Origin of the sequence: Streptomyces sp. ADI95-17, from assembly GCF_003846175.1 — a bacterium.
GTDB classification, from domain to species: Bacteria; Actinomycetota; Actinomycetes; order Streptomycetales; family Streptomycetaceae; genus Streptomyces; species Streptomyces sanglieri.
On sequence record NZ_ML123044.1, the window covers coordinates 463,664 to 479,784 of the forward strand.

Sequence of the window (16,121 nt, forward strand, 5' to 3'; positions counted from 1 at the left end):
CTGGAGCATGATCGAGGCAATCGGCCTGACCAAGCGCTACGGCGCGAAGACGGCCGTGCACAACCTTTCCTTCCAGGTGCGGCCGGGCGCCGTCACCGGATTCCTCGGTCCCAACGGGTCGGGCAAGTCCACCACCATGCGCATGATCCTGGGCCTGGATCAGCCGACCTCCGGTCATGTGACGATCGGCGGCCACCCCTTCCGCAGCCTGCCGAACGCGCCGCGCCAGGTGGGCGCGCTGCTGGACGCGAAGGCGGTGCACGGCGGACGCAGCGCCCGTAACCACCTCCTCTCGTTGGCGCAGCTCGCCGGCATCCCGGCCGCCCGGGTCGACGAGGTGCTCGGGGTCGTCGGTCTCCAGGACGTCGCGCGCAAGCGGTCCAAGGGCTTCTCGCTCGGCATGGGCCAGCGGCTGGGCATCGCTGCGGCGCTGCTCGGCGACCCGCAGGTGCTGCTCTTCGACGAACCGGTCAACGGCCTGGACCCCGAGGGCATCCTCTGGGTCCGCAATCTGATGAAGATGCTGGCGTCCGAGGGGCGTACGGTCTTCGTCTCCAGCCACCTGATGAGCGAGATGGCGCTCACCGCCGACCATCTGATCGTGATCGGCCGGGGCCAGCTGCTCTCCGATATGAGCGTCAAGGACTTCATCTCGGCCAATTCGGCCGACTTCGCCCGGGTGCGGGTCGCGGACGGTCCCGCGGAGCGGCGCGAGAAGCTGACCGCCTCGCTCACCGAGGCCGGCGGACAGGTCATGTCCGAGCCGGGCGGGGCGCTGCGGGTCACCGGGCTGCCGCTGCCGCGGATCAGCGACGTGGCGCACGAGGCGGATGTCCGGCTGTGGGAGCTCTCGCCGCACCAGGCCTCGCTGGAGGAGGCGTACATGCGGATGACCCAGGGCGTCGTGGACTACCGCTCGACGGCGGACCAGAAGGCGGGGCTGCAGCCGCCGGCCGCGCCGCACGGCTACGCGCAGCCGGGGTACGAGGTTCCGCGGCAGCCGGAGACGCCGCAGCAGAACTGGTACGCCCCGCCGCCGCCCGGACAGAACCCGTACGCGGCAGCCCCGGACCGGCCGGCCCCGGCCGCCCCGGACCTGACCAAGCGCGAAACCAGCGAGGACCCCCGATGACAACGCCGACCACGCCGCCGACGCCGTCGGCCCCGCAGCAGCAGCCGGCCCCGGCCCCGCAGGCCGCACCGGCCGGTTTCTACACCTCGCCGATCCCGGTGCGCCGGGCCACCCTGGGCGATGCGATCGCCTCCGAGTGGACCAAGATCCGCTCGGTGCGCTCCACGATGTGGACGCTCGGCGTGATGATCGTGCTGCTGCTCGGGATCGGGCTGCTGGCCGCGGTCGCGGTCGACAGCGCCGGCAGCGATCTGGGCTCGACGCCGGTGCTCAGCCTCGGCTTCTTCGGGGTGCTGCTGGGATCGATCTGTGTGATCACGCTCGGTGTGATGACCATCGCGTCGGAGTACGGCACGGGCATGATCCGTACGACGCTGACCGCCTGCCCCAGCCGGGCCCGGGTGCTGAGCGCGAAGGCGATCGTCTTCTTCCTGCTCACCTTCGTGATCACGACCCTGATGACCGCGCTGGTCGGGGTGTTGCAGACGGCGCTCATCGACAGCGCCGCGCCCTCCGGTGACGACTGGCTGCGCGCGACGGTCGGCGTCGGTCTCTACACCGCGGCTCTGGGGCTGCTCTCGCTCGCGGTCGGCGCCCTCATCCGGCACTCCGCAGGTGCGATCACGATCATGATCGGTGTGGTGCTGCTGCCGCTGGTGCTGGCCATGTTCATGTTCACGGACTCGCTCAACGACCTGCGGATGGCGCTCTTCGAGTACTCGATCCCCAACCAGCTCAGCGCGTTCTACTCCACCTCGGTCGCCGATTCGGGACCGTCCGGCTGGGACCCGCTGTGGATCATGCTCGGGGTCTCCGCCGTGGCGCTGCTCGGCGCGTACACCGCCCTGGACCGACGGGACGTCTGACCCGTCCGGTCCGTCCCCGCCCGGCGGGGGCTCAGTAGCGAGGCGCGTTCCTGGACCGCTGCACCTGTGTGGTGCGGCGGTCCTTCGCGTTCCAGCACGCCTTGTGCCAGTGCCTGCGGTCGTCGATGCCGCCGTACTCGGACCAGGCCACCAGGTGCGGGACGCCGGAGGGGATCTCCTGGTCGCAGCCGGGGCAGCGGTAGCGCTTGCCCGCCGCGCTCGCGCCACTGACCGGGCGGACGGACCACTGCTCGCCCTGCCACTCCTCGGCCCGTCCCCCGCCGCCGTACCGGGCCCCCGCCTCCGCTGTGCTGTCGTGGGGACTCTCGCCGCCTCGGGGGCGGTTGCGGCGCGGGGACACGTGACACCTCACGGGGCAGGCTGGGCAGTTCCCGTCCAGCGTAGGGCCATTTGGCCGACGCGGGCGTCCGGCGCCTCGCGGGACGGTGTCCCGGGAGGGGTGAGTTACCGGAAAATCGCAACAACTTGCCGCCGGACCGTGCCTTTGGCACGTGTCAGACGTTGTTGCTGAACAGGGGAGAGCCGCGTCGGCCGCAAGGAGGCAATTGGCGATGCGTGTGGGAACGTTCGTACTGGCAGCCCAGTTTCCGGGGCAGGGGCCGGGGGAAGCGCTGCACCGCGCGATCCGGTCCACCGAGGTCGCGGAGGAATCCGGCCTCGACTCGGTCTGGCTGGCAGAGCATCATTTCGTGCCGTACGGGGTCTGCCCGTCCGCCGTCACACTGGCCGCGCTGCTGCTCGGCCGCACCCGCAGGATCCGGGTGGGCACGGCGGTGAGCGTGCTGTCGACCCAGCATCCGGTGGCGCTCGGCGAACAGGCCGCGCTGCTCCATCTCACCAGCGGCGGCCGGTTCACGCTCGGCGTCGGCCGGGGCGGCCCCTGGGTGGATCTGGAGGTGTTCGGCGGGGGCCTGGAGGCGTACGAGAAGGGCTTCCCGGAATCGCTGGAGCTGCTGCTCGACTGGCTGGCCGAGCCGCGGGTGGCCGGGCGCGGCGAGCGGTACGGATTCCGCGAGGTCGCCGTGGTCCCCCGGGCCGACGAGCTGCTCGCCGAGGACGGCGGCGAGAGCCCCGGCGGTCCCGAGGTGATCGTCGCGTGCACCTCCCCGAAGACGGTGAGGCTCGCCGCGGAGAACGGCCTGCCGATGCTGCTCGGGATGCACTGCGGAGACCAGGAGAAGGCCGACATGGTCGCCCTGTGGCGCTCCACCGCGCTCGCCGCGGGCCGCTCGCCCGAGAGCGTCCGCGAGGCCGGGCACGTGTCCGCCGGGGTGGCCCAGATCGCCGACCGCCCCGAGGAGGCGACGGAGACGCTCGTGAAGGCGATGCCGGGCTGGCTGCGACAGGGGCTGGACGCCCATGTGACGGTCGACGGCCGGCACCGGGTGATGCGCGATCCGGTCGCGTACACGGAGATGCTGTGCGGTATTCATCCGGTGGGCCCGCCCCGGCTCGCCGCCGACCGGCTCGCCGCCACCGCCGAGCGGACGGGCATCACCCGCTTCGCACTCCTGGTGGAGGGTTCGGGAGACCTGGCGGCCACGGAGGAGAACGTAGCGCGGCTGGGCACCGAGGTGCTCCCGCTGCTCACCTGACGGGTAGTAGGAAGGTACGGGGGCTGCCGCTCCGGAACCAGTTGCGCCGATCGCGGTCCGGAACGGCAGCAAGCGTTTAGCAGTCCCGTAGCTCGGGCGACTGGTTGAGCAGCTGGCCCCTCACCGAGGTGAAGCGGGCCAGACGCTCGTCGACCGACGGATCCAGCGGGAACACCGCGACGCGGTGGCAGTTCTGAAATGCCAGACGCACCCCGAAGTGCCGCTGCAGTGCGCCGCGGATCGCATCACTCGCGAGCGCGCGCAGCAGCTGACCACGTGCCTGCTCGTCCGGCGGGGGCGTCTGGTTGTCGGCGAACTCTCCGCCGTCGACCTTCAGCTGAGCCACCAGAGAGCTGATCATCTCCCATGCGTAGGGCAGGGAGGTCCGGACGCAGTCGACGAAGTCGGCTTCGTCGACCTCGCCTCGCTCGGCCTGTTCCAACAGCGCCGGTGAGACGTCGAGCGACATGGGTTCTCCTCTCGCGACCCCGACGCCGGGCCGGGGCCTTACGGGCAGGGAAGGAGGACGGCGACGCAGCGTACACAGACGGCGACCTCCTGCTTCCACGGTAAGGGTGCGGTCCGGGCCGCACCAGGAGATTGGGAACACAACCGGCCAATAACGAAGGGGCGCAAAGAGGGGCAAGCCCCGACTGCGCCCCTCGTGCACTAGCAGGGTGACGGGAGTGGCAGGGGGAGAATCGCGTGGAGCACCCCTCGTCGAGTAGCGTTGCCGACCATGCGTCTCGTCATCGCCCGCTGCTCCGTGGACTACGCCGGCCGGCTCACGGCCCACCTGCCCTCCGCTCCCCGTCTGATCCTGGTGAAGGCGGACGGGAGTGTGTCGATCCACGCCGACGACAGGGCGTACAAACCCCTCAACTGGATGTCACCGCCCTGCACGCTGAAGGAGGGCACCGACGACACCGCGGGCGTCTGGACCGTGGTGAACAAAGCGGGCGAGAAACTGATCATCACGATGGAGGAAATCCTCCACGACTCGTCCCATGAGCTCGGGGTCGACCCGGGCCTGATCAAGGACGGCGTCGAGGCGCACCTCCAGGAGCTGCTCGCCGACCGCATCGAGATCCTCGGCGAGGGCTACACCCTGATCCGCCGTGAGTACTTCACCGCCATCGGCCCGGTCGACATCCTGTGCCGGGACGCCGACGGCCAGACCGTCGCGGTGGAGCTGAAGCGGCGCGGCGACATCGACGGCGTGGAGCAGCTGACCCGCTATCTGGAGCTGCTCAACCGCGATCCGCACCTCGCCCCGGTGAAGGGCGTCTTCGCGGCTCAGGAGATCAAGCCGCAGGCGCGGGTACTGGCGACGGACCGCGGCATCGGCTGTGTCGTTCTCGACTACGACGCGATGCGCGGCATCGAGGACGACAAGCTCCGGCTGTTCTGACCCGCCCGCTCCCCCAGCTCCTCACCGGTCCCCGACGCCGGACGTGCGTGTCACGTCCGGCGTTCGTTCGTTCCGGGGCGGCTCAGGCGACGGCCGGGCCGCCGTCCGCGCTCGCCGCCGCCGACGGCGACGAGAACGAGGAGGAGGGCCCGTTCGCCGAGTCGGAGGTGTCGGGCGAGGACGGCTCGGGCTCGGTGGCCGTGTCCGTGGGAGTGGGGGATTCGGTCTCCGTCGGAGTGTCGGTCGGGGACGGGGACTTGGTCGGCTTGGTCGACTTCGTCGGGGTGGGCGACTTGGTCGGCCTGTGCGACGGCGGCCTGCTGCTGGACGAGGTCTCCGACGACGGGCTGTCGCTCGGTCCCGTCGGGTCAGCGGACGGCGTGCCGCTGCCGCTCGGCGTGATCTCGCTGCTCGACGGGCCGGGCGTCGCCGAGCCGCTGCCGGATCCCGTGCCGGCCGGCGTCGAACCGTCGGCCGGGCTGTCGGCCGGGACCTCGTCCTCGCCGTCCTGCGGGCTCTGCGACTGCTCGGTGGTGACGTCCTGGTTCCCCTGGACGTCGTCGTCGCCGGAGGTCAGCCCCAGCGCGACCACCGTGCCGAGCACACCGGTCAGGAGTACGCCCGCTGCTGTCGCGACCAGATTGCGCCGGGCCCCGGCGAGCACCGAGAAGCGCCCGCCCTTGGCGTTCCGGCCGGCCGCCGGGGCGCTCTGCCGCGAGATCACCGCGGTGGCGTCCCCGTACGGCCTCGAAAGGGTCTGCGTCACGGACGGCTTCGCACCGACGATCGGCGCCGTCTGCTCCTCGGCGCGCGGGACGGGCAGCTCGTCCCCGGGCGGGGTGAGGACGACGGGCAGCGGGCCGCCGGAGCGGTCCGCGACCAGGGCGAGCGCGCGCCGCCCGGCCACCGCCCCGGACTTGTCGGCGAGCGCACCGCGCATGCCGATCGAGGTCTCCAGCTCGGCCCTGGCCCGGTCCGGATTGCCGGACAGGAGCGCGAGCACCCCCAACTCGTGGTGGAAGTACGCCTCTTCGGCGACCTCTCCGGCGATCCTGGCCGCCTCCTGGCCGATCCGCAGCGCCTTCTCCCAGGCTCCCCAGTGCAGGCCCGCCGCGAAGGCCGGGGTGGCGCTGCGGGCCAGCAGCACGGCCACGCTGGTCTGCCCCGCCCCGTCGCCGGGCACCAGCTGTGCCATCGCCGCGACGACGGCGTCGCCCTCGGCCGCCACCCGCTCGGGGGTGACCGAGGGGTGCCCGGCCCACCAGGCGTAGTGCTGGGCCGCGGTGCGGGCCCGCTCGGTGGCGTCCTTGCCGTATCCGGCGGCCTCCAGCTGGGTGACGACTCCGGCGGCGAGCCGGTAGCGGGCACCGGCCGGGGAGAGCAGCCCGCAGCCGGCCAGCTCGCCGAGCGCGGCGTCCGCGTGGGTGTCCCCGATGAGCGCCGGCAGATGGGCCTGGTGCGGCACCTCGCCGCCGAGGGCCACCGCGAAGCGCAGAGTGTCGCGGGCGGCCCCGCTCAGCCGTGAGGCGAGCAGTGCGGCGGGGGCCGCGCCCTCCCCGAGGCTGGGCAGCGGTATGTGGACACCGTCGACGGCCTGGTCGTGCCCGAAGGGGGCGTCCTCGGGCGGGGCGCCGTACTCGCCGTACGCCTCGGGGTCGGTGCGCAGCCGGTCGCGCTGGCGCAGCAGGGCGGCGGCCTGGACGAAGCGCAGCGGCAGCCCCTCGGACTCGAACCAGAGGTCTCCCGCCCAGTTCGCCTCCTCGTCGGTGAGCGGGCGCTCGACGGCCCGCTCCAGCAGCTCGACCGCCGCGCCGCGGCCGAGGCCGGCGAGGAAGACCTCTTCGAGGTGCGAGTCGGTGGTGGGCGCGGCGACGTCCGGAACCGTCGCGAACAGGAAAGCGCACTCCGGGGTCGCGTCGAGCAGCTCCTCCAGCGCGGCCCCGCCGAACTCCAGGTCGTCGAGGAGCACGACGGCGCCGATGCTCCGGACCCGGTCGAGCAGCTGGGTACGGTCGGGGCGGTGCAGCGGTGCGTCGTGGACGGCCTCGAAGAGCCCGTACAGCAGCTCGGTGGCGTTGCGCCGGTAGCCGCTGAGCCGTACGACTCCGTCCGGTGCGAGGTCGGCGCAGTCGGCCGCGACGGCGTCGAGCAGTGCCGTACGGCCGGAGCCGGCCGGTCCGGTGAGCCGCACCGAGCGGCCCCGGGCCAGCAGGCGCACCAGCCGTTCGCGCTCCTGCGCGCGCTCCAGGAGCGGCAGTTGGGGGGCGGGCGGGCCCGGCGGTACGGGCGGTGCGGTGGCACGTTCGCGGTCGGCGCGCCCGGTCGCGGTGCGCCGGGCGGGCGGGCCGGGCCGTTCCCCCGGCGGGCACAGCTCGACCTCGCTGCCGTCGATCGGGTTGACGGTGAGGAGGTAGTCGCCCGATATGAGGCGGACGACGCGGGCCTGCGGCGTCGGCTGGCCGGGCTCCGGGCTCAGCTGGTCGCGGGCCGGCCGTCTGCGGCCGGGCCCCTCACCGAAGCCGCCGTTGTCCCGGCCGTACTCTTCCGGTCCCCGGTGTGTCGGGTCCATCGCCAAAGCCCCCAGACGCGTCGCGCACGATTGCCCCTCCGGCCTCGCACGCCCCGCTGTCGCTTCCGGTCCGGTGTCCGCCCGGTGGGTTCGTCAATCGGCGGACGGCCGAACCCTAGACGGTCGCACGGTGTCCCGTCACAGTCGGGGGGTCACGCCGCCCGAAGCACACGTTCTCGTGCGGATTGCGTGCTTTCGCCCGTGGTGTGCGCCCGGGGCGCGCAAGCCCGGCCCGATCCGGACGGGAGCCCTAGACGCGCGGCAGCGAGTCCGCGGCGATGCCGCCCTCGATGGCCAGGATGCGGTGCAGCCGGGTCGCCACCAGCAGGCGCTGCATCTGCGGCGGCACACCGCGGAGCACCAGCCGCCGCCCGGCCCGTCCGGCCCGACGGTGTGCGCCCATGATGACGCCGAGTCCGGTGGCGTCCCAGGAATCCAGCTCGGTCAGGTCGAGCACCAGGTCGCCGACGCCGTCGTCGAGGGCCGAGTGCAGGGCCGTACGGGCGTCCGCCGCGCTTCGGACGTCGAGGCGGCCCCCGACGACCAGCTCGGCGTGGTCGCCCCTGATGTGCATATGCGCTCCCCTGGAATGCTCCGTGGCAAAAGTTCGTCTGTCTGTTCTGTCTCTCCCACAACTGACTGCGGCAGCGACAGGGAAGTTGCCGTCTGTAAGCGAACCGATACCGAATTCACCCCGTGGAGTGACCGCGGAGCTGCGGGGGCCCGCTCGGATCCATTGATTCCGGGAGACTCCCCCGGACCTCCGGGCCCGATCGACGGCAGATCAGGCAACCGGAGGACCGAAAACGATCAGTACGTGTAGAAGCCCTGCCCGCTCTTGCGGCCGATGTCACCTGCGTCCACCATCCGGCGCATCAGCTCCGGCGCGGCGAACTTCTCGTCCTGCGACTCGGTGTAGATGTTGCCGGTGGCGTGCAGCAGGATGTCGACGCCGGTCAGGTCCGCGGTGGCGAGCGGGCCCATGGCGTGGCCGAAGCCCAGCTTGCAGGCGATGTCGATGTCCTCGGCCGAGGCGACGCCCGACTCGTACAGCTTGGCGGCCTCGACGACGAGCGCCGAGATCAGCCGGGTGGTGACGAAGCCCGCGACGTCACGGTTGACGACGATGCAGGTCTTGCCGACGGACTCGGCGAACTCCCGCGCGGTGGCGAGGGTTTCGTCGCTGGTCTTGTAGCCGCGGACGAGTTCGCAGAGCTGCATCATCGGGACCGGCGAGAAGAAGTGCACACCGACGACGCGCTCGGGGCGCTCGGTCACGGCCGCGATCTTGGTGATCGGGATGGCGGAGGTGTTGGAGGCGAGCACCGCGTCGTCCCGGACGATCTTGTCGAGCGCCCGGAAGATCTCGTGCTTGACCTCCAGCTTCTCGAAGACGGCCTCGACGACGACATCCGCGTCGGCGACCGCGTCGAGGTCGGTGGTGGTCGTGATGCGGGCGAGCGCGGCCTCGGCGTCGGCCGCGTCCAGCTTGCCCTTGGAGACGAACTTGCCGTACGACGCCTCGATGCCGTCACGGCCACGGGCCAGTGCCTCGTCGGTGACATCACGCAGCACCACGTCCCAGCCCGCCTGGGCGGAGACCTGCGCGATGCCGGACCCCATGAGTCCGGCTCCGATGACGGCGAGCTTCCTGGCCACGTCTGCACCCCTTGGTTTCTGTTCGCCTCTGCAGCTGGTCCCTGCACGGCCCTCAACGGTTTTTCACATGCTCTCCGGCGGAGATTAGTACCCGTGAGGGGCGCTGGGGCCGTGAAGAGATGCGCGTCACGTCTCACATGACGGACATCACACCGGCACCCCTCATTCAGCGGCGCGCCGGGCGTAGTTGAGGACCTTTTCGCCGAGCAGGTCCTCGATGTCGTCGAGCAGGACGAGCGCGTCCCGGGACACCTCGGCCGCCCCACGGCCGGCCGCCATCTCGCGGCCGATGTAGGCCGTGAGCGTGCTGTGCACCCAGTGGAGCTGACCGGCCACCAGGACCGGCGTCGGGTCCCCCGGTTCCGCCCCGGACTCCTCCTGGAGCGTCGATTCCAGATGCTGGAGGACCTCCTGCTGTACGTGCCAGAGGCGGGCCTTGAGGCCGTCCGCGCCCTCGATGACCCGCATGAAGCGTTCGTAACCCTCCATCAGACCGACGGTGGGCGAGACGCCCTCGACCTGGATGCGCAGTTCGCGCAGTACGGCGTCGGCCGCGGACTCGCCCCGGTCCCGGCCCCGGACGTAGCGCGAGAGACGGTCGACGATGCCCCGGCTGCGGTCGAGGAAGAGGTCCTCCTTGGTCGGGAAGTAGTTGTAGACCGTGTTCACCGAGACGTCGGCGGCGCGGGCGATCTCCGCGATCGTGACCGCGTCGAAGCCCCGCTCCAGGAAGAGACCGGTGGCCACGTCCGAGAGGTGCTGTCTGGTCTGGCGCTTCTTGCGCTCCCTGAGTCCCTCAGCCATGGCCCCCATCGTAGGACTCTCCTGGGGTTCTTCAATATTTGGTGTCATTGCAATTTTTAAGTGACTCTGTTTTTGTAGTCGCTATGTCAATCATCAGCACGGCCGGGCTCGCCCGGACCTTCATCACCAAGGCCGGGCCGGTGGAGGCCGTACGTTCCATCGACATGACGGTCGCGGCCGGCGAGATCGTCGGCCTCCTCGGCCCCAACGGGGCAGGGAAGACCACCACCCTGCGCATGCTCACCACGCTGCTCGCCCCCACCGGGGGCGCGGCCACGGTGGCCGGCTGCGATCTGCTCGCGGACCCGGCGGGCGTACGGAAGAAGTGCGGGTACGTGGCCCAGTCGGGCGGCGTCGACCCCCACATCAGCGTCCGGGAGGAGCTGGTCACCCAGGGCCGGCTCTACCGGCTCGGCAAGGCGGCGGCAGCGTCCCGGGCCGCGGAGCTCGCCGCCGGACTGGGCCTCTCGGAGCTGCTCGACCGGAAGACGGCGACGCTCTCCGGGGGTCAGCGGCGTCGGCTGGACATCGCGATGGGGCTCACCCACCGCCCGGCTGTGCTCTTCCTCGACGAGCCGACCACCGGGCTCGACCCGGGCAGCCGCACCGACCTGTGGGAGCTGGTGCGCCGGCTGCGCGACACGTACGGCACGACCGTCGTGCTCACCACCCACTACCTCGACGAGGCCGACGCGCTCGCGGACCGGCTCGTCGTGGTCGACGGCGGACTGGTCGTGGCCGAGGGCACGCCGGCCGCGCTGAAGACCCGGTACGCGGGCTCGCCCGACGCCTCGCTCCAGGCCGCGTTCCTGGCGATCACCGGGCGCGCCCCCGCACCCGCCGACGCCGCCCCCGTCGCCGTCTAGAAGACCTGGCCGTCGAACCGCTGAACCGCCTGAAGGAATTTGATGCTTCTCCACGACACCGCGCTCGTCTTCGGCCGGTACGCCCGGCAGACCCTGCGCTCGAAGTTCCAGATCCTCTTCGGCATCCTCATGCCGCTGCTCTACCTGCTCTTCTTCGGCCCGCTGCTCACCGGGCTGCCGCTCGGTTCGGCCGGTGACTCCTGGCAGGTCCTGGTCCCCGGACTGCTGCTCCAGCTGGGCCTGTTCGGGGCCTCGTTCGCCGGGTTCGCCATCATCATCGACAAGTCGACCGGGGTCGTGGAGCGGATGCGGGTGACCCCGGTCAGCCGGCTCGCGCTGCTCCTGGGCCGGGTCCTGCGCGATGCGCTGCTGTTCATGTTCCAGGCGGTGCTGCTGGTGCTCGCCGCCGTGGCGATGGGGCTGCGCGCGCCCCTGCCCGGGGTGCTGATCGGCTTCGCGTTCGTCGGGCTGCTGACGGTCTCGCTGGCCTCGCTCTCGTACGCCCTGGCCATGAAGGTCGGCACCCCGCAGGAGTTCGGGCCGGTGATCAACTCACTCACCATGCCGTCCATGCTGCTGTCCGGCCTGATGCTCCCGATGACGCTGGGCCCCGGCTGGCTGGACGTGCTCTCGCACCTCACGCCGTTCCGCTACCTCGTGGACGCGGTGCGGGACGCGTACGTGGGCTCGTACGCCACCGCGCACATGCTGTACGGGGTGCTGGTCTCGCTCGGCTTCGCGGCTGTCTCCGTGACAGTCGGCACACGCGTCTTCCGGAGAGCAGGTGCCTGACTAGGCTGACCGCATGGTCAATCTGACACGTATCTACACGCGCACCGGCGACCAGGGCACCACCGCCCTCGGCGACATGAGCCGGACCGCCAAGACCGATCTGCGGATCTCCGCGTACGCCGACGCCAACGAGGCCAATGCCGTCATCGGTACCGCGATCGCGCTCGGGCAGCTCCCCGAGGACGTCGTGAAGGTCCTCGTCCGTGTGCAGAACGACCTGTTCGACGTGGGCGCGGACCTGTCGACCCCGGTGGCCGAGGACCCGAAGTACCCGCCGCTGCGGGTGGAGCAGAGCTACGTCGACAAGCTGGAGGCGGACTGCGACCACTTCCTGGAGCAGCTGGAGAAGCTGCGCAGCTTCATCCTGCCGGGCGGCACGCCCGGTGCGGCGCTGCTGCACCAGGCGTGCACGGTGGTCCGGCGCGCGGAGCGGTCCACCTGGGCGGCGCTGGAGGTGCACGGCGAGGTGATGAACGCGCTGACCGCGACGTATCTCAACCGGCTCTCCGACCTGCTGTTCATCCTCGCGCGGACGGCGAACAAGGAGGTCGGCGACGTGCTGTGGGTGCCGGGCGGCGAGCGGTAGCCGTCCCGGTCCGCGGACCGGGACGGGCCGGGGTCAGCTCGACGGCCCCGACGTAGGCGCCGTCTTCGGGAACAGCGTGTAGCTCCCCGCGATGACCACGTTGATCCCGATCACGAACAGCATCTTCTGCTGCCAGGCTTGTAACGACGACACGTCGCCGTCCCCGCCCACGTACCAGACGGCCGCCTGGAGCAGCGCCAGAGCCGTCACCGCCGCGACCGTCCAGCGCGCCGCGACCTTCCACTCGTGCACCGCGCGTGCCATGCCGTACTTCGGCGGCTTCACGGGCGGCGGCCCGCCCGCGAAGCGGTGCGCGACCCGTGCGTCGACCCAGCGGATCGTGGAGTGGCCGAGCCCCACCGTGAAGCCGATGTAGACCGCGGCCAGCCCGTGCTTCCAGTCGGGCTGTGCCCCGTTCTTCAGGTCGATGGCGGTCACCACCAGCAGTACGACCTCCAGCAGCGGCTCGCACAGCAGCACGGCCGCGCCCAGCCTCGGCTTCTTCGCCCAGTACCGCAGCGCGAGCCCCGCGGCCAGCAGCACCCAGAAGGCGACTTCGCAGAGCACGATCAGCGTGACGATCACGACACTTCCCCTTTCCGCTCCCCTCCAGCCTCCCGGCCGCGCCGCCCGGATTCGTCGTCGGCGATGACGAACCACGACTGCATCCTTCGATGTACTCGCGCCTCACCCCAGGTACGGAGGTCCGGGCGCGGGCCGCCGTGTTGGATGGGAGGGTGCTCCCACTTCCCCGGCCGCACCGCCACGACGCGCTCCTGGCGGTCATCGGTCTCCTCGGCGGCCTCGTCCTGTGGGCGCTCGGCCTGAGCCTCCAGGGCAACCGGACCTTCACCGCCCCCTGGGTCTCCCTGCTGCCGCTCGCCGTCGTCTCGGCGCTCGAACTGGTCCGCCGGACCGCCCCGCAGACGGCCCTGGTCATCGGCACGCTCGCACTGGTCGCGGACCAGTTCACGGTCGGGAACCTGGCTACGGTGCTGATGTTCACGGACCTGATGTACGCGGCCGTGCTGTACGGGACACCGTCCGCCGCCCGCCGCATCCCGGTGACCACGTTCCTGATCACGATCGCGATCACCATCGGGTTCCTGGCCTGGTTCCGCAACGCCCAGGCACTGCTCATCGGTGTCGTCACCGCGATGGTGTCGTTCCTGCCCGCCATCACCGGGGTCAGCGTCCGCAACCACCGCGACGCCGCCGAGACGGCCCGGCTGCACGCCGAACAGACCGCGCTGCTGGCCGAGATGGACCGGGCCCAGGCGGTGACCGCCGAGCGCACCCGGATGGCCCGCGAACTCCACGACATGGTGGCCAACCACCTCTCCGCGATCGCCATCCACTCCACCGCCGCGCTCTCCATCGACGACCCGGCCACCTCCCGCGACGCCCTGGGCGTGATCCGGGAGAACAGCGTCGACGGGCTCGCCGAGATGCGCCGGCTGATCGGACTGCTGCGCACCGGGGGCAATGCGCAGGAACCGGCCGCCTCCCCCACCCTCGCCTCGCTGGACGCACTGATCGAGCAGACCCGTACGAACGCCGCGTCGAGCGGGCTGACCTGCACGTTCGAGAACACCCGGGACGAGTGCGGCACACTGCCCACGCCGGTCGAGCTGGCCGCGTACCGAATCGTCCAGGAGTCCCTGACGAACGCGCTCAAGCATGCCGCGCCCGGCCCGGTCACGGTGCGGATCGGGCAGGTGGGGCAGCTGCTCACGGTGGAGGTCAGCAGCGTGTTCGGGGACCGCCCCGGGCCGCGCGCACCCGGCTCGGGGGCCGGTCTGGTGGGGATGCGGGAGCGGGTGGCACTGCTGGGCGGCACCATCGAGGCCGGCCCGTCGACCACCGGCGACGGCACGAAGATCTGGCGGGTACGGGCCGAACTGCCCGTGGAGGAAGGGGCATCGAGGACATGACGATCCGGGTTGTGGTCGCCGAGGACCAGTCGGCCGTACGGGCGGGGCTGGTGCTCATTCTGCGCAGCGCCCCCGACATCGAGGTCGTGGGCGAGGCCGGGGACGGCGAGGCGGCGGTGCGGCTGGCCCGCGAGCTGCGGCCGGACCTGGTGCTGATGGACATTCAGATGCCGCGGCTGGACGGGGTGTCGGCGACCAGGCAGGTGGTGGCCGAACGGCTCGCGGACGTACTGGTGCTGACCACGTTCGACCTGGACGAGTACGTCTTCGGGGCGCTGCGGGCGGGGGCCGCCGGCTTCCTGCTGAAGAACACCGACGCACGCGATCTGCTGGACGCCGTACGGACGGTGGCGCGCGGCGAGGGGCTGATCGCCCCGGCCGTGACGCGCCGGCTGATCGCCGAGTTCGCCGGGGCCCCTCCCGTAGCGCCGGTGAACACGCCCGACCCCTCGGTGCTCGACGCGCTCACCCGGCGGGAGCGGGAGGTTCTGGGCTGTCTCGGCGAGGGGCTGTCCAACGCCGAGATCGCGGTCCGGCTCTCCGTGGCGGAGGCGACGGTGAAGACCCATGTGAGCAGGCTGCTGGGCAAGCTGGAGCTGCGCAGCCGGGTCCAGGCGGCCGTGCTGGCACAGGAGTTGGGAATCCGGTAACCCACCGGTAAGGCATGTTCCATGGTCTGGACCTCTTGACGATTGGTCCAGACCTTCCTAATCTCACCGAGCACACTGCGGTGAGCACGCCATGACAAGGCGCGCTCAGGGCGGCGCAGGGTTTGCAGTCGACGGACCACCCCCGTTTGTCCGGACCTCACCCGAGGAGCACCGTTGAGCACTGAAACCCCCCTACGCCGGACCCGATTCAGATTCGGGACCGGCAGAGCCACCAGATCAAGAGCGGTAGCGGGCCTCACCGCGCTGCTGCTCCCGCTCGCCGCGATGGTCGGCCTGGCCTCCCCCGCCGAGGCCGCCACCTCGGCGACCGCCTCCTTCGTCAAGAAGTCCGACTGGGGCAGCGGCTTCGAGGGCCAGTGGACGGTGAAGAACACCGGCACCACCGCCCTGTCCTCCTGGACCATCGAGTGGGACTTCCCCTCCGGCACCGCGGTCGGCTCCGCCTGGGACGCCACCGTCACCAGCTCCGGAACCCACTGGACCGCCAAGAACCTCGGCTGGAACGGTTCGGTCGCCCCCGGCGCCTCCGTCAGCTTCGGCTTCAACGGCACCGGCCCCGGCGCCCCCTCCGGCTGCAAGCTGAACGGCGCCTCCTGCGACGGCGGCAGCGTCCCCGGCGACAACGCCCCCTCGGCACCGGGCACCCCCACCGCGAGCGCCGTCACCGACACCTCGGCCAAGCTGAGCTGGACCTCCGCGACCGACGACAACGGCATCAAGAACTACGACGTGCTGCGGGACGGCGCGGTCGTCTCGACCGTCACCGGCACGACGTACACGGACTCCGGCCTCAAGGCCGGCACCGACTACTCGTACACCGTGCAGGCCCGTGACACCGCCGACCAGACCGGCCCGGTCAGCGGCGCCGTCAAGGTCCACACCACCGGCGGGGGCGGCAACCCCGACCCCGGCACCGGCGCCAAGGTCAACCTCGGTTACTTCACCGACTGGGGCGTCTACGGCCGGAACTACCACGTCAAGAACCTGGACACCTCGGGTTCCGCCGCGAAGATCACGCACATCAACTACGCCTTCGGCAACGTCCAGGGCGGCAAGTGCACCATCGGTGACTCCTACGCCGACTACGACATGGCGTACACCGCCGACAAGTCCGTCGACGGCGTCGCCGACACCTGGGACCAGCCGCTGCGCGGCAGCTTCAACCAGCTGCGCAAGCTCAAGGCGAAGTACCCGAACATCAAGGTGCTGTGGTCC

Annotated in this window: 17 protein-coding genes; 10 read left to right on the plus strand and 7 right to left on the minus strand. The window is 71.2% G+C overall.

All coding sequences use genetic code 11. From position 1 onward, the window contains the following. Positions 1 to 7 precede the first annotated feature (7 nt). A complete protein-coding gene (locus tag EES42_RS01930) occupies positions 8 to 1,132 on the plus strand; it encodes an ABC transporter ATP-binding protein (RefSeq protein ID WP_124716344.1) in 1,125 nt (374 codons plus the stop codon). Then, complete coding sequence (locus EES42_RS01935) at positions 1,129 to 1,998, plus strand: ABC transporter permease subunit (protein ID WP_124716345.1); 870 nt, start codon at positions 1,129 to 1,131, stop codon at positions 1,996 to 1,998. The genes EES42_RS01930 and EES42_RS01935 overlap by 4 nt, the downstream gene beginning before the upstream one ends. Before the next feature lie 31 nt (positions 1,999 to 2,029). Here the strand turns inward: EES42_RS01935 and EES42_RS01940 are convergent, their stop codons facing one another. After that, positions 2,030 to 2,359, minus strand: coding sequence for an ATP/GTP-binding protein (locus EES42_RS01940; protein WP_124716346.1), 330 nt, complete (start codon positions 2,357 to 2,359; stop codon positions 2,030 to 2,032). 211 nt (positions 2,360 to 2,570) lie between these two features. On the opposite strand from EES42_RS01940, the gene EES42_RS01945 reads away from it, so the two are divergent. Next, positions 2,571 to 3,614: an LLM class flavin-dependent oxidoreductase gene (locus tag EES42_RS01945; RefSeq protein ID WP_124716347.1), complete on the plus strand. Its 1,044-nt coding sequence runs from the start codon at positions 2,571 to 2,573 to the stop codon at positions 3,612 to 3,614. Between the two features lie 76 nt (positions 3,615 to 3,690). Here the strand turns inward: EES42_RS01945 and EES42_RS01950 are convergent, their stop codons facing one another. Beyond that, positions 3,691 to 4,083 carry an SCO5389 family protein gene (locus tag EES42_RS01950; RefSeq protein WP_124716348.1) on the minus strand — a complete coding sequence of 131 codons (393 nt, stop codon included), beginning with the start codon at positions 4,081 to 4,083 and terminating at the stop codon, positions 3,691 to 3,693. 270 nt (positions 4,084 to 4,353) lie between these two features. Here EES42_RS01950 and nucS point away from each other — a divergent pair, with 270 nt between their 5' ends. Beyond that, positions 4,354 to 5,025, plus strand: coding sequence for an endonuclease NucS (gene nucS / locus EES42_RS01955; RefSeq protein WP_124716349.1), 672 nt, complete (start codon positions 4,354 to 4,356; stop codon positions 5,023 to 5,025). 82 nt (positions 5,026 to 5,107) lie between these two features. Here the strand turns inward: nucS and EES42_RS01960 are convergent, their stop codons facing one another. The 4 genes from EES42_RS01960 to EES42_RS01975 all read right to left on the minus strand — a co-directional run bounded on the left by EES42_RS01960 (position 5,108) and on the right by EES42_RS01975 (position 10,057). Next, on the minus strand, positions 5,108 to 7,594 hold the full coding sequence (locus EES42_RS01960; protein WP_124716350.1) for an ATP-binding protein: 2,487 nt from the start codon (positions 7,592 to 7,594) through the stop codon (positions 5,108 to 5,110). 250 nt (positions 7,595 to 7,844) lie between these two features. Continuing rightward, a complete protein-coding gene (locus EES42_RS01965; RefSeq protein WP_072486732.1) occupies positions 7,845 to 8,168 on the minus strand; it encodes an STAS domain-containing protein in 324 nt (107 codons plus the stop codon). A 236-nt stretch (positions 8,169 to 8,404) separates the two neighbouring features. Beyond that, the gene (locus EES42_RS01970; protein WP_124716351.1) at positions 8,405 to 9,253 is read right to left on the minus strand and encodes a 3-hydroxyacyl-CoA dehydrogenase family protein; all 849 of its coding nucleotides are present in this window, start codon (positions 9,251 to 9,253) and stop codon (positions 8,405 to 8,407) included. 162 nt (positions 9,254 to 9,415) lie between these two features. Next, positions 9,416 to 10,057, minus strand: coding sequence for a TetR/AcrR family transcriptional regulator (locus EES42_RS01975; RefSeq protein WP_124716352.1), 642 nt, complete (start codon positions 10,055 to 10,057; stop codon positions 9,416 to 9,418). 83 nt (positions 10,058 to 10,140) lie between these two features. On the opposite strand from EES42_RS01975, the gene EES42_RS01980 reads away from it, so the two are divergent. The 3 genes from EES42_RS01980 to EES42_RS01990 are packed head-to-tail and all read left to right on the plus strand — an operon-like array spanning position 10,141 to position 12,301. Further along, positions 10,141 to 10,923: an ABC transporter ATP-binding protein gene (locus EES42_RS01980; protein ID WP_124716353.1), complete on the plus strand. Its 783-nt coding sequence runs from the start codon at positions 10,141 to 10,143 to the stop codon at positions 10,921 to 10,923. A gap of 42 nt (positions 10,924 to 10,965) precedes the next feature. Next, positions 10,966 to 11,715 (plus strand): ABC transporter permease, encoded by a 750-nt coding sequence (locus tag EES42_RS01985; protein WP_124716354.1) that lies wholly within the window; start codon positions 10,966 to 10,968, stop codon positions 11,713 to 11,715. Positions 11,716 to 11,728: 13 nt separating this feature from the next. Next, entirely contained in the window at positions 11,729 to 12,301 is a 573-nt protein-coding gene (locus tag EES42_RS01990) for a cob(I)yrinic acid a,c-diamide adenosyltransferase (protein WP_124716355.1), read from the plus strand. A gap of 33 nt (positions 12,302 to 12,334) precedes the next feature. On the opposite strand, the gene EES42_RS01995 is transcribed toward EES42_RS01990, so the two are convergent. Further along, positions 12,335 to 12,886 carry a hypothetical protein gene (locus EES42_RS01995; RefSeq protein WP_124716356.1) on the minus strand — a complete coding sequence of 184 codons (552 nt, stop codon included), beginning with the start codon at positions 12,884 to 12,886 and terminating at the stop codon, positions 12,335 to 12,337. A gap of 152 nt (positions 12,887 to 13,038) precedes the next feature. Between EES42_RS01995 and EES42_RS02000 the strand changes: the two genes are divergently transcribed. The 3 genes from EES42_RS02000 to EES42_RS02010 form a co-directional block, all read left to right on the plus strand. After that, positions 13,039 to 14,235 carry a sensor histidine kinase gene (locus tag EES42_RS02000; RefSeq protein WP_124716357.1) on the plus strand — a complete coding sequence of 399 codons (1,197 nt, stop codon included), beginning with the start codon at positions 13,039 to 13,041 and terminating at the stop codon, positions 14,233 to 14,235. Then, positions 14,232 to 14,885 (plus strand): response regulator, encoded by a 654-nt coding sequence (locus EES42_RS02005; protein ID WP_124716358.1) that lies wholly within the window; start codon positions 14,232 to 14,234, stop codon positions 14,883 to 14,885. Before EES42_RS02000 ends, EES42_RS02005 begins: the two co-directional genes overlap by 4 nt. A gap of 174 nt (positions 14,886 to 15,059) precedes the next feature. Beyond that, positions 15,060 to 16,121 (plus strand): cellulose binding domain-containing protein (locus EES42_RS02010; RefSeq protein ID WP_206433337.1); only part of this gene is annotated, 1,062 nt, incomplete at its 3' end.